Genomic DNA, 12,075 nt, shown 5'->3' with positions numbered 1-12,075 from the left:
TGCTCAGTGCGCCACCGCCGCCGCCGCCGCTTCGTCGATGAGACGACCGGTGCGGAAGCGCTCGAGGGTGAAGGGCGCGTTGATCGGGTGCGGGTCGTCCCTGGCGATGGTGTGCGCGAAGACGTTGCCCGAGCCGGGTGTCGCCTTGAAGCCGCCCGTGCCCCAGCCGCAATTGACATAGAGGCCCTTGACCGGCGTCTTCGCCAGGATCGGCGAGCGGTCCGGCGTCACGTCGACGATGCCGCCCCAGGAGCGCAGCATCTTCATGCGGGTGAAGATCGGGAACATCTCGCAGATGGCGTCGAGCGTATGCTGCAGGATGTGCAGGCCGCCGGTCTGCGAATAGGAGATATACTGGTCGGTGCCGGCGCCGATGACCAGTTCGCCCTTGTCGGATTGCGAGATGTAGGCGTGCACCGTGTTCGACATCACCACGCAGGGCACCACCGGCTTGACGGGCTCCGACACCAGCGCCTGCAGCGGATAGCTTTCGAGCGGCATCCGCACGCCGGCCATATCCATGATGACCGAGGAATGGCCGGCCGCGACCACGCCGACCTTCTTGGCGCCGATGAAGCCGCGTGTCGTCTCGACGCCGGCGACGGCGCCGTTGGCCGCGCGCTTGATGCCGGTGACCTCGCAGTTCTGGATGATGTGGACGCCGCGCGCCGAGGCGCCGCGCGCATAACCCCAGGCGACCGCGTCGTGGCGCGCCGTGCCGCCGCGGCGCTGCAGCGCGGCGCCCATCACCGGATAGCGCGCCTCCCTGGCGATGTTGAGCGGCGGACAGAATTCCTTCGCCTGCTCCGGCGTCAGCCATTCGTTGTCGATGCCGTTGAGGCGGTTGGCATGGATGTGGCGCTTGAACACCTGGACGTCATGCACATTGTGCGCGAGCATCATGACGCCGCGCGCCGAATACATGACGTTGTAGTTGAGCTCCTGGCTGAGCCCGTCCCACAGCTTCAGCGCGTGGTCGTAGATGCCGGCGCTTTCGTCATAGAGATAGTTGGAACGGATGATGGTGGTGTTGCGGCCGGTGTTGCCGCCGCCGAGCCAGCCCTTTTCCAGCACAGCGACATTGGTAATGCCGTGCTCGGTCGCCAGATAGTAGGCGGTCGCCAGACCGTGGCCGCCGGCGCCGACGATGATGACGTCGTACTCCTTCTTCGGCTCGGGCGAGGTCCACTGTTCTTCCCAGCCCTTGTGGCCGCGCATCGCCTCGCGGGCAATGGCGAATACCGAGTATTTCTTCACGTTATAGCCTCGCGCCAAAAATCGCGGATGTCGTCCGGGCCTCTCCCGTCACGCGAGGTGTATCACTAGCGAAACGGCGCCGCCATCCTTGCGCTGTTTGCGACGGCGCTTGCCGTTTTGCGCCGCAACCAAAATGACGTATCCGATCTGGCTTCCGTGACTGTCTTCGGCGACACTCCCTGTCGCGTGACGCTAGAGGACGAACGATGGGTAACGCCTGGTGGAATCTGACCTTGCGTTTTCTGCTCGAGCTTTCTGCGTTGCTCGGCCTCGGCATGGCCGGCTGGAGCTTTCCGGCCGAGTTCTGGCGTTGGATTCTCGCCGTCGCCCTGCCGCTCGTCGCGGCTGTGCTGTGGGGCACCTTCGCCGTGCTCAATGATCCGAGCCGATCGGGCCGGGCCCCGGTGCCGGTGTCAGGCGCCGTCAGGCTGGTGCTGGAACTTGTCATATTGTTCGGCGGTGCCGCTGGATTCTATCTGGCCGGTCATGCGGCCACGGGCATTGTCATGGCCCTGCTGATCGTCCTCAGCTACGCCTTCTCACTGGACCGACTGGGCTGGCTGTTGCGGCAGTAGGACAACTGCAGTCTTTGCAGCTTTCGGGTGGCCGCGACCATCTTCATTTGCGACCCAAGCATCCAACCGCCGGCAAGCCCGGCACAAAGGAAGGATGATAGAGACATGTTCGCACTCACCGACAAGGTCGCCATTGTCACCGGCGCCAGCTCCGGTATCGGCCGCGCCACCGCCAAACTGTTCGCCGAGCAGGGCGCCAGCCTCGTCGTCGCGGCGCGCCGTCAGGCTGAGCTCGACGCGCTCATCGGCGAAATCGAGGCGGCCGGCGGCAGCGCGGCAGCACTTGCCGGCGACGTCAGGGACGAAGCCTATGCGAAAGCCCTGGTCGAGCTCGCCGTCGAAAGGTTCGGCGGCCTCGACATCGCCTTCAACAATGCTGGCTCCGTCGGCGTGATGGCGCCGGTTCCCCAGATGGCGCCGGCGAGCTGGCAGGAGACGATGGACACCAACCTGACCAGCGCCTACCTCGCCGCCAGGCACCAGATACCGGCGATGCTCAAGCGCGGCGGCGGCTCGCTGATCTTCACCTCCAGCTTCGTCGGCTACACCGCCGGGATGCCGGGCATGGCGGCCTATGCCGCGGCCAAGACCGGCCTGATCGGGCTGACGCAGGTGCTCGCCGCCGAGTACGGTCCGAAGGGGCTGCGCGTCAACGCACTGCTGCCGGGCGGCACCGACACGCCCGGCGCCACGACCACCACGCCAGAGGCCCGCGCCTTCGTCGAAGGCATTCACGCACTGAAGCGCATGGCGCAGCCGGAAGAGATCGCCCGCTCGGCGCTCTACCTTGCCTCCGACGCCTCGAGCTTCACCACCGGCACGGCGCTGTTTGCCGATGGCGGCGTGTCGATCAACCGGACGTGATCCGGTTGGCGGCGGGCGGACATGCTCATCCGCTGAAATATTGCGATGTGGCCTTGCATTCCGGTCCGTTTTGACGATTCCGTTTCCTCGTCGAAGACGGACCGGAACCATGCTGCTGATCAGAACCTATGTCGCCCAGAGCGCCATCGAAGGCGTCGGTGTTTTCGCGGCCGAGCCGATCAGGAAAGGCGCCTCGATCTGGCGGCTCGAGCCGGATTTCGACCGGCTGATCCCGGTGGAGAAATACGAGGCGGCGCCGCCGCATCTCAAGGAACTGCTCGACCGCTACGCCTATCCGAGCCCCGACAAGCCCGGTTTCATGGTCTATGAGGTCGACAATGGCCGTTTCATGAATCACTCGGAGCGGCCGAACACGGATTTCTCGCAATATGGCGGCGCCACTGCCATCCGCGACATCGCGGCCGGTGAGGAAATCACCTGCGATTACGGTGAATTCTTCGAGGATTTCGCTCGTCTCCATTTGGCAACGGCGTGAGCGCGGGGCAGGCGAGCGCAGCGCATCGGCTTTTGATCGCGGTTTCCTGCAATCAACGGTGGACAGCACGGCCTGATTCTGCTATCAGCCGCCACAATTCGCGGTGCAACCCGCCGCGGAGGCACAATGGCTATGGTCGTTTGCCTTATCGATTTCAAACCCGAAGACAGGATTGCACGTGCAGGTACTCGTCCGCGACAACAACGTTGATCAGGCGCTTCGCGCGCTGAAGAAGAAGATGCAGCGCGAAGGTATTTTCCGCGAAATGAAGATGCGCGGTCACTACGAGAAGCCGTCCGAGAAGCGAGCCCGCGAGAAGGCGGAAGCCGTGCGCCGCGCCCGCAAGCTGGCCCGCAAGCGCGCTCAGCGCGAAGGCCTGCTGCCGATGACCCCGCGCCCGGCTCCGGCTGGTGCTGCCGGCGCATCGCGCTCGCCGCGCTCATAACGCCAATTTTTCGTCCTTTTCGAAGGATACCGAGGGTGGCGCGATGCGGAATCGCCGCCACCCTTTTGTTTACGCATTCGAGCCGGTTCGGAGAGGGAACGGACTGACGGCGCCGCGGCAGTGAGGACAAAGATGAACGCAATTTCCGTGGAGCGCAGAACCGCTTTTCGCGGCTTCGCCCTGACGGCGGCCCTGCTTTCGGGCCTGACGCTTGCAGCATGCCAGACGACCCCGACTGGCGAGTTCAACTCGATCGACAAGGCGCAAGGGTCGAGCGAGAACATCTCCTCGCTGTCGGCGGTCATCCAGCGCAACCCGCAGGATCCCGAAGGCTACAATGTGCGTGGCTCGGCCTATGGCCGTGGCGGCCAGTATCAGGCGGCGCTGAAGGACTTCGACACCGCCATCCAGCTCAACCCGAATTTCTACCAGGCCTATTCGAATCGCGCGCTCATCCAGCGCTTCCTCGGCAATCAGCAAGCAGCGCTTGCCGACTACAACCGCTCGATCCAGATCAACGCCAACTACGACGCCGCCTATATCGGCCGCGGCAACCTCTACCGCAAGGCTGGCCGGACCCAGGATGCCTTCAACGACTTCCAGAAGGCGATCCAGCTCGATACGACAGACGCACGCGCCTACCACAATCGCGGCCTGATCTATCAGAGCCAGGGCCAGCACAAATTCGCCATCGAGGATTTCTCGACGGCGATCTCGCTGGCACCCGATGCCGCCGAGCCTTACAACGGCCGCGGTCTCTCCTATCTGGCGACGGGCGACGAGGACAATGCCTTCGCCGACTTCAACATGGCCATCAAGCTCGACGGCAAGAACGCCGAAGCCTGGGCCAACCAGGCGCTGATCTACGAGCGGCGCGGCGACAAGGTAAGGGCTGCCAAGTCCTACCGTGAGGCTGTCCACCTCGACCCGAACTACCAGCCGGCCAAGGACGGCCTTTCGCGCACCTCGGGCAGCGCCAGCTGATCGGAGGCTGGCGCCGGGGCACGCTCCCGGTCGTCGCCGGCGATCGCAGTGTTGCGGCGCTGAGACGCCGGTTGCGATCCGTTAACCGCCCGGCGCAATGCGTTAACCCTTGCCACGCTCGCGCCAAGTTTTCGGCGGAACGCTCCACGCACCTCGACCGTTAACCGAGGCCAATTTTGCGAAAGGACCTTTCCAATGATCAAAACACTTGCCTGTGCCGCCGCCGCGCTTGCCGCCACGGTCCTCGCTTCTCCAGTCAACGCCGGCACGCTCCGGCTCGGCACGCTCGATTGCACCATCGACGGAGGTACCGGCTATGTCATCACCTCCAACAAAGGCGTCTCCTGCGTCTTCCGCCCTTACCATCACGGTCCGGCCGAGATTTATACGGGCATGATCTCCAAGCTGGGTGTCGATGTCGGCCAGACCCATCAGGGCCAGCTTGTCTGGGCGGTTCTCGCCGCAACCCGCAGCCATGACGCGGGTGATCTCGCCGGCAGCTATTACGGCGTCAACGCCGAGGCAAGCGTTGTGACCGGCGGCGGCGCCAATCTCCTGGTCGGCGGCCTGAACGGCGCCTTCATGCTGGAGCCGCTCAGCGTCCAGGCCCAAACGGGCGTCAATCTGGCCGTCACCGTGGCCTCGCTGGACCTCGTCCACTCCTACAAGTGAAGCTTTCGATCGGCCGTTCGATAAGAACGGATGCGGCTCGGGACACCCGTTCCGGGCCGCATGTTTTTTGGCGCGCTGACCGCTTGCGCTTGAATTCGTGCCCCTGTTCACAGCCGCGATATCGCTGAAAAAAGCCTCTTGAGCTCAACCTCGCTTGAGGTTCTACAAGCCGTGCCGAACTGGATCTGGCGCCTCCTTCAAAAGCGAATGAGGCTGCAAATGGCATCGAGGAGATCGGCGTGACGGCAGCAAGCGGCAGCAAGGCGGGCGGCAACAAGGTGACCCGTAACAGGGTGGATTGGCGGGCGCTGTGGGCAAGCGGCGACCTGGCGCGCTTCTGCTTCATCAGCCTGGGCATCCTGCTGCATGCCACCAATGAGACGATGGTGGCGACGGTGATGCCGGCAATGGTCGGCGAGCTGGCAGGCGTGCAACTGGTCGGCTGGTCGCTGGCGATCTATGAGCTCGGCGCCATTGTCGCCGGTGCGGCGGCCGGCCGGCTGGTGAGCTATGTCGCGCTGCGCTCCAACATGATGGTCGCCGCCCTGCTTTACGCGACCGGCGCGCTGATCTGCGCCACGGCGCCTTCCATGCCGCTATTCCTCGCCGGGCGCCTGGTCGAGGGGCTTGGCGGCGGCGCGCTGGTGTCGCTGGCCTTCGTCTCGGTTGAACGGCTGTTCCCACGCAACATCTGGCCGCAGCTCTTCGGCATCATATCTGCGATCTGGGGCGTCGCCGCCTTCAGCGGCCCGATGCTCGGCGCGATCATGACCGAGTTCCTGTCGTGGCGCTGGGCCTTCGGCGTCTTCACCTTCGGCGGCGCAGCGATGGCTCTGGCGAGCTTCGTCGTGCTCGACACGCCCGAGGCCAGGAAGCCGCAGGCGGGCAGCGGCACGGCGCCGCCCTTCCCCTATGCCGCGCTCGCCTGCCTCGCCATCAGCGTGGTGCTGATCGCCGCCGCCGGCGTCGATATTGCCTTGCTGCGCTCGTCGCTGCTGCTCCTCGTCGGCCTGATCGGCCTGGCGCTGTTCTTCCGCATCGATGCTCTGAGGCCGCGCTCGCGCCTCTTCCCCTCGCCTTTGTTCTCATGGCGCTCGCCGCTTGGCAGCGGCATGACCATGGTTGCGGCATTCTCGGTGGCCACCTGCACCTTCACCATTTACGGGCCGCTGCTCCTGACCACGCTTCATGGCATTCCGATTCTTACCACCGGCTACATCATCGCCGCCGAATCGATCGCCTGGTCGATCCTGTCGATCCTCATCGCCAATGCGCCGCTGGAACGCGAACGGCTGATCATCGTCATCGGCGCGCTGATGATCGCCTCCGGCCTCGCCGGTTTTGCCTACACCATCCCGTCAGGCTCGATCCCGCTGATCCTGTTGTGTGCTCTGCTGCAGGGCGGCGGCTTCGGTGTCTGCTGGCCGTTCCTCACGCGTGTCATCGTCGCCTCGGCCCGCGAGGGCGAGCAGACAATCGCGTCGGCCGCCGTGCCGACCATGCAGCGCATCGGCTATGCGGTGGGCGCAGCCCTTGCCGGCATCGTCGCCAATGCCAGCGGCTTTTCCGAAGGCCTTAACCGCGAAGCGGCCGCAGGCGTCGCCGGCTGGCTGTTCCTGGCCTTCGTGCCACTCGGCATTCTGGGCTGCATCGCAGCGCTGAGGATTGCCGTGCCGGCCATGCGGCCCCAGGAGGCAACCAGCTAAACCACCATCGTTTTCAGCCGCTCGGCGATTAAGGTGGCGAGGCGCGCCGCGACCTCGTCCTTGCCCATCTCCGGCCATTCCTCAACGCCGGTCCGGGAGACGATGCGCACCTTGTTGCGGTCGCCGCCCATCACGCCGGAGGGGCCGATGCCGCTCTCATGCGAGACGTCGTTGGCGACGATGAAATCGGCGCCCTTTTTCTTCAGCTTCGCCTCGGCGTTGCCGATCAGATCCTGCGTCTCGGCGGCGAAGCCGACGACGAGGCCTGGCCGCTGCTGGTGATGGCCGACGCCCGCGAGGATGTCGGGATTCTCGACCATCTTGAGCGAAGGCGGTCCCTCGCCCGCCACCTTCTTGATCTTCTCGCCGGCCGCGTCGGCTGTGCGCCAGTCGGCGACCGCAGCGACGAAAACCGCCGCGTCCGCCGGCAAAAGGGCCTCGACCGCGTCCTTCATCTCGGCCGCGGTTTCGACGTGGGTTGTCGCGACCCCGGCCGGATCGGCGATGTTGACCGGTCCAGAGACGAGCCGGACATCGGCGCCGAGCTTCGCCAGCGCCGCCGCGATCGCATGGCCCTGCTTGCCGGATGAGCGGTTGGCGATGTAGCGCACCGGGTCGATCGGCTCATGCGTCGGTCCCGAGGTGACGATGATCCTGCGGCCCGCAAGCGGCTTCGGCTCCTCGTCGAGCATCGCCTCGATCGCAGCCACGATCTCCAGCGGCTCGGCCATGCGGCCTTCGCCGGCCTCGTTGCTTTCCGCCATCTCGCCCTTGGCCGGACCGACAAAGGCGATGCCGTCCTTCTGCAGCGTCGTCCGGTTGCGGCGCGTCGCCGGATGCGACCACATTTTCGGATTCATCGCCGGCGCCATCAGCACCTTCCTGTCGGTGGCCAAGAGAACCGTCGAGGCAAGGTCGTTGGCATGGCCGTTGGCGAGCTTGGCCATCAGGTCGGCGGTCGCCGGCGCCACGACCAGCAGATCGGCCTCGCGCGACAGCCTTATGTGGCCGACATCGTGCTCGTCATTGCGGTCGAACAGCTCGGTGAAGACATGGTCGGCCGAAAGCGCGCCAACCGATAGCGTGGTGACGAACTCCTGCGCCGCAGCCGTCATCACCACCCGAACCGAGGCTCCGCGCTCGCGCAGGCGGCGGATCAGGTCGAGCGACTTGTAGGCGGCGATGCCGCCGCCGATGATGAGCAGGATGCGTTTGTCCGAGACGGCCATGCGGCTTCCGACAGACGGGCTGCGCCGTGGGAGCGCAACATCAAAACCGCCATGCGGCTCGACCAAGCTTCGGATCGTCGCATAAAGGGTTTCGCCCTCGGGCGAGGCATCAGATCTCTCTAGCAGAACACCTTTGGCAAGAACCTCGCGTGCCTCTTCTTCCATCGACACGCCGCGCGCTGCGGCACGCTCGCGCAATCTCCGCTTCACATCGTCCGCTAGATTACGGACAGTAATCGTGCCCATGATCCCGCTCCTCGCCGTGGACGGCCGCAGCCACCGTTGCTTGCAATGCTAGCAAATTTGGCGCTAGCAATGCAAGCAGTCAGAGCAATTTCCAGGCAATGTAAACCAACGTCAGCGCGATCACCCACAGCGCCGCGCGGCCGGAGCGGGTATGGCGCGCCTCGGCCCTGCCGATGGCGTGTGCGGTCGCCTCGTCGAAGCGAAGGCCGTGCTCGGCCATCAGGTCGATCTCGCGCGACAGCCGCTCGGTGCGGGCCGCAATGTCCGGCGCCTGCCTTGCCAGCGCCATCAGCGCCTTGCCGGCGTCGCGCGCGTCGCCAAGCATGCCGCGCGGGCCGAGATTGCTGGCGATCCAGTCGCTCACCACGGGCTCCGACGTCTTCCACATGTTGAAGGCCGGATCGAGCGTGCGGGCGACGCCTTCGACCACCACCATCGTCTTTTGCAGAAGCACCAGTTCGGTCCGTGTCGCCATGTCGAAAAGGTCGGTGACCTCGAACAGCAGCGTCAGAAGCTTGGCCATCGAAATCGTCTCGGCCGACTGGCCGTGGATCGGCTCGCCGATGGCGCGGATCGCCTGTGCGAAGGCCGAGACATTGTGCTGGCGCGGCACGTAGCCCGCCTCGAAATGCACCTCGGCGACGCGCTGATAGTCGCGCACGATGAAGCCGTAGAGGATCTCGGCGAGGAAGCGCCGCTCCTTCTTGCCGAGCCGGCCCGCAATGCCGAGATCGACGGCGACGATGGTGCCGTCGGCCTCGACGAACAGGTTGCCGGGATGCATGTCGGCATGGAAAAAGCCGTCGCGCAGCGTGTGCCTGAGGAACGACTGGATGAGGTTGGCGGCAATTGCCTTGAGATCGTGACCGGCGGCGGCAAGGCCGGCGAGATCGCTCATCTTGATGCCGTCGATCCACTCCATGGTGATTACATCGCGGCCGGTCCTCTCCCAGTCGACCGCGGGCACGCGAAAGCCCGGATCGTCCTTGGTGTTCTCGCCGAGTTCGGAAAACGCCGCCGCCTCGAGCCGCATATCCATCTCGATCTTGGTTGTCTGCGCCAGCGTCTCGGTCACCTCGACCGGACGCAGGCGGCGCGACGAGGGGATGTATTTCTCCTGCAGGCGGGCAGCGAGGAAATAGCTTTCGAGATCGTGGAAGAAGTGGCGACGCACGCCTGGCCGGATCACCTTTACCGCCACACGCGAAATCATTCCGTCGCGAACGACTTCGGCGCTGTGCACCTGGGCGATCGAAGCGGCCGCCACCGGCTCGCCGAGGCTGGCATAGAGATCGTCGATCCTGCGCCCGAGCGAGGCCTCGATCGCCGCGATCGCCTCCGCCTTCGGGAAGGTGTCCATCTTGTCCTGCAGCAGGGCAAGGTCGACCGCCATGTCGTTGCCGACGACGTCCGGCCGCGTCGCCAGGAACTGGCCGAGCTTGACGTAGGATGGCCCCAACCGCACCACCGCCTGCGCCAGCCGGTCGCCGCGCAGATGCTTTCTGGCGCGGCGGCGGGTAAGCACGCGCGCCAGCCGCCAGCCGAGCTTCGGCATGCCGGAGAGCTCTTCGCCGGGCAGCGCCGCGACGACGCCCTCGCGGACCAGCACCCAGCCGGCCCGTGCGAGCCTGAAACCAGCGCCGACGGTGGTCATCGCTGCGCTTGCCTCAAAGCTTCCAGCCCGAATGAAGCGCCGCGATGCCGCCGGAATAGTTGCGGAAAGTGACGCGATCGAACCCTGCCCGCGTGATCATGGAAGCAAAATTCTGCTGGTTGGGGAATTTGCGGATCGATTCGACGAGGTAGGAATAGGGCTCGCCGTCGCCGGTCACCGCCTTGCCGATTCTGGGGATGGCGTTGAACGACCAGGCCTCGTAGACCTTGTCGAGCAGCGGCATGTCGACCTCGGAAAACTCCAGGCAGAGGAAGCGCCCGCCGCGCTTCAGCACGCGAAAAGCCTCGCTCAGCGCCACATCGATGCGCGGCACGTTGCGGATGCCGAATGCGATCGTATAGGCGTCGAACGTGTCGTCCTCGAAGGGCAGCGCCTCGGCATTGGCCTCGACGAAATCGGTGTTTTCCGAGAGGTTTTTCTTCTCGGCCCTGTCGCGGCCGACTTCGAGCATCGAACCGTTGATGTCGAGCACCGTCGCATGCGCGTGGCGGTGGCTGGCCTCGATGATGCGGAAGGCGATGTCGCCCGTGCCGCCGGCGACGTCGAGCACCTTCCAGCCCGACCGCTTCGGCGGATTGAGCCACGCGACCATCGCGTCCTTCCACAGGCGGTGCAACCCGCCCGACATCAGATCGTTCATGAGGTCGTATCGATTGGCCACCTTATGGAAGACATCGTTGACCAGGGACTGCTTGTCGCCTGCGCCCACCTTCCTGAAACCATAGGAGGTTTCCATGCCGCCCGCGGCCGTGGTTCTCTCAACTGACATTATTTTGATCCGCCATAAAACCGGCGGGACCATAGCCGATCGATGGGGCCGGCGCTATTGTCCAAGGCGCGGTTTTCGGCCGCGCCTTCGAGACGGGTTCGGGCAGGATTTGGCATGATTTGCAGCCCGCAATCGGCGCGAGGACAAGAATACCGGACGGGATGCCCGCATGATTTTGAAAGCCGAATTGCACTGCCACATCGAAGGGGCAGCAGCGCCCGACCTTGTCGTCAGCCAGGCCCGCAAATACGGCACGGACCCCTCGCCCTATATCCAGGACGGTTCCTTCGTCTGGCACGATTTCAGCTCTTTCCTCGCGGCCTATGACTTTGCCTCCGACCTGTTCCGCACCGAGGAGGACTACGCCCGCCTGACCGATCACTACCTGACCAGCCTCGCCCGCGACGGCGCCATCTATTCCGAGGTGTTCACATCGCCGGACCATGCCAAGAAGGCCGGTCTCTCGCCCAAGGCCTATACCGATGCGCTGGGCGAAGGCATGGCCCGCGCCAAGGCCAGGACCGGCATCGAAGGGCGCATGATCGTCACCGGCGTGCGCCATGTCGGCGTCGAGGCGATCGAGCAGGCGGCGCGCTTCGCGGCACGCTGCGGCCATCCGCTGGTGACCGGCTTCGGCGTTGCCGGCGACGAACGCATCGGTGATTTCGAGGACTATGTGCGCGCCTTCGAGATCGCTCGCGAGGCGGGCCTCGGCATCACCATCCATGCCGGCGAATTGATGGGCTGGGAAAGCGTGAAGGCAGCGCTCGACCATATCCGCCCGTCGCGCATCGGCCATGGCGTGCGCGCCACCGAGAACCCCGACCTCGTTCGCCGCATCGCCGCCGAGGGCGTGGTGCTGGAATGCTGCCCCGGCTCCAACATCGCGCTCAAGGTGTTCGACAGTTTCGCCGACCATCCCTTCCCGGCATTGCGCGCCGCCGGCTGCAAGGTGACGCTCAACTCCGACGATCCGCCCTATTTCTGGACCTCGCTGAAGCGCGAATACGACATCGCCGCCGAGCATTTCGCGATGGACGACAAGGCGCTCACCGCCGTCACCAGAACGGCCATCGAGGCGGCCTTCGTCGACCGGAAGACCAAGGCGATGCTGCTGAGCCGGTTGGACGTGAAGGTGCGGTGAGTAGAGAATAGTG

The 12,075-nt window shown here is 65.1% G+C and carries 12 protein-coding genes and 1 tRNA gene; 8 read left to right on the top strand and 5 right to left on the bottom strand.

Translation table 11 applies throughout. The features are described 5' to 3' along the window. Positions 1 to 3 precede the first annotated feature (3 nt). Positions 4 to 1,257, bottom strand: a complete 1,254-nt coding sequence (locus AC4FWB_RS10515; protein WP_491025935.1) for a sarcosine oxidase subunit beta — start codon at positions 1,255 to 1,257, stop codon at positions 4 to 6. 206 nt (positions 1,258 to 1,463) lie between these two features. On the opposite strand from AC4FWB_RS10515, the gene AC4FWB_RS10510 reads away from it, so the two are divergent. Then, the gene (locus AC4FWB_RS10510) at positions 1,464 to 1,832 is read left to right on the top strand and encodes a YrdB family protein (RefSeq protein WP_491025934.1); all 369 of its coding nucleotides are present in this window, start codon (positions 1,464 to 1,466) and stop codon (positions 1,830 to 1,832) included. Positions 1,833 to 1,937: 105 nt separating this feature from the next. Continuing rightward, complete coding sequence (locus tag AC4FWB_RS10505) at positions 1,938 to 2,696, top strand: SDR family oxidoreductase (RefSeq protein ID WP_491025933.1); 759 nt, start codon at positions 1,938 to 1,940, stop codon at positions 2,694 to 2,696. Positions 2,697 to 2,895: 199 nt separating this feature from the next. Here the strand turns inward: AC4FWB_RS10505 and AC4FWB_RS10500 are convergent. Then, positions 2,896 to 2,998 (bottom strand) — tRNA-OTHER (locus AC4FWB_RS10500). A 17-nt stretch (positions 2,999 to 3,015) separates the two neighbouring features. On the opposite strand from AC4FWB_RS10500, the gene AC4FWB_RS10495 reads away from it, so the two are divergent. The 5 genes from AC4FWB_RS10495 to AC4FWB_RS10475 all read left to right on the top strand — a co-directional run bounded on the left by AC4FWB_RS10495 (position 3,016) and on the right by AC4FWB_RS10475 (position 6,999). Then, entirely contained in the window at positions 3,016 to 3,192 is a 177-nt protein-coding gene (locus AC4FWB_RS10495) for an SET domain-containing protein-lysine N-methyltransferase (protein WP_491025932.1), read from the top strand. A gap of 178 nt (positions 3,193 to 3,370) precedes the next feature. Continuing rightward, a complete protein-coding gene (rpsU, locus tag AC4FWB_RS10490; RefSeq protein WP_027165252.1) occupies positions 3,371 to 3,637 on the top strand; it encodes a 30S ribosomal protein S21 in 267 nt (88 codons plus the stop codon). 132 nt (positions 3,638 to 3,769) lie between these two features. After that, positions 3,770 to 4,621, top strand: coding sequence for a tetratricopeptide repeat protein (locus tag AC4FWB_RS10485; protein WP_491025931.1), 852 nt, complete (start codon positions 3,770 to 3,772; stop codon positions 4,619 to 4,621). A 195-nt stretch (positions 4,622 to 4,816) separates the two neighbouring features. After that, on the top strand, positions 4,817 to 5,293 hold the full coding sequence (locus AC4FWB_RS10480; protein WP_491025930.1) for a DUF992 domain-containing protein: 477 nt from the start codon (positions 4,817 to 4,819) through the stop codon (positions 5,291 to 5,293). Positions 5,294 to 5,532: 239 nt separating this feature from the next. Then, positions 5,533 to 6,999 carry an MFS transporter gene (locus AC4FWB_RS10475; protein WP_491025929.1) on the top strand — a complete coding sequence of 489 codons (1,467 nt, stop codon included), beginning with the start codon at positions 5,533 to 5,535 and terminating at the stop codon, positions 6,997 to 6,999. On the opposite strand, the gene coaBC is transcribed toward AC4FWB_RS10475, so the two are convergent. From coaBC to ubiE, 3 genes are all read right to left on the bottom strand, one after another. Then, positions 6,996 to 8,474: a bifunctional phosphopantothenoylcysteine decarboxylase/phosphopantothenate--cysteine ligase CoaBC gene (gene coaBC, locus AC4FWB_RS10470; protein ID WP_491025928.1), complete on the bottom strand. Its 1,479-nt coding sequence runs from the start codon at positions 8,472 to 8,474 to the stop codon at positions 6,996 to 6,998. The genes AC4FWB_RS10475 and coaBC overlap by 4 nt on opposite strands. Before the next feature lie 79 nt (positions 8,475 to 8,553). Continuing rightward, positions 8,554 to 10,128 (bottom strand): 2-polyprenylphenol 6-hydroxylase, encoded by a 1,575-nt coding sequence (ubiB, locus tag AC4FWB_RS10465; protein ID WP_491025927.1) that lies wholly within the window; start codon positions 10,126 to 10,128, stop codon positions 8,554 to 8,556. Positions 10,129 to 10,141: 13 nt separating this feature from the next. Continuing rightward, positions 10,142 to 10,918, bottom strand: a complete 777-nt coding sequence (gene ubiE, locus AC4FWB_RS10460) for a bifunctional demethylmenaquinone methyltransferase/2-methoxy-6-polyprenyl-1,4-benzoquinol methylase UbiE (protein ID WP_491025926.1) — start codon at positions 10,916 to 10,918, stop codon at positions 10,142 to 10,144. 169 nt (positions 10,919 to 11,087) lie between these two features. Between ubiE and AC4FWB_RS10455 the strand changes: the two genes are divergently transcribed. Further along, complete coding sequence (locus tag AC4FWB_RS10455) at positions 11,088 to 12,062, top strand: adenosine deaminase (protein WP_491025925.1); 975 nt, start codon at positions 11,088 to 11,090, stop codon at positions 12,060 to 12,062. The last annotated feature ends 13 nt before the right edge of the window (positions 12,063 to 12,075 follow it).

The sequence above is a fragment of the Mesorhizobium sp. LEGMi-168a genome (assembly GCF_058312955.1).
This window is presented reverse-complemented; position numbering and strand designations above follow the sequence as displayed.

Coding starts and splice junctions, on each gene's coding strand:
- AC4FWB_RS10485 (WP_491025931.1), top strand. CDS start 3,770: ATGAACGCAATTTCCGTGGAGCGCAGAACCGCTTTTCGCGGCTTCGCC.
- AC4FWB_RS10480 (WP_491025930.1), top strand. CDS start 4,817: ATGATCAAAACACTTGCCTGTGCCGCCGCCGCGCTTGCCGCCACGGTC.
- AC4FWB_RS10505 (WP_491025933.1), top strand. CDS start 1,938: ATGTTCGCACTCACCGACAAGGTCGCCATTGTCACCGGCGCCAGCTCC.
- AC4FWB_RS10455 (WP_491025925.1), top strand. CDS start 11,088: ATGATTTTGAAAGCCGAATTGCACTGCCACATCGAAGGGGCAGCAGCG.
- ubiB (WP_491025927.1), bottom strand. CDS start 10,128: ATGACCACCGTCGGCGCTGGTTTCAGGCTCGCACGGGCCGGCTGGGTG.
- coaBC (WP_491025928.1), bottom strand. CDS start 8,474: ATGGGCACGATTACTGTCCGTAATCTAGCGGACGATGTGAAGCGGAGA.
- ubiE (WP_491025926.1), bottom strand. CDS start 10,918: ATGTCAGTTGAGAGAACCACGGCCGCGGGCGGCATGGAAACCTCCTAT.
- AC4FWB_RS10510 (WP_491025934.1), top strand. CDS start 1,464: ATGGGTAACGCCTGGTGGAATCTGACCTTGCGTTTTCTGCTCGAGCTT.
- AC4FWB_RS10495 (WP_491025932.1), top strand. CDS start 3,016: ATGGTCTATGAGGTCGACAATGGCCGTTTCATGAATCACTCGGAGCGG.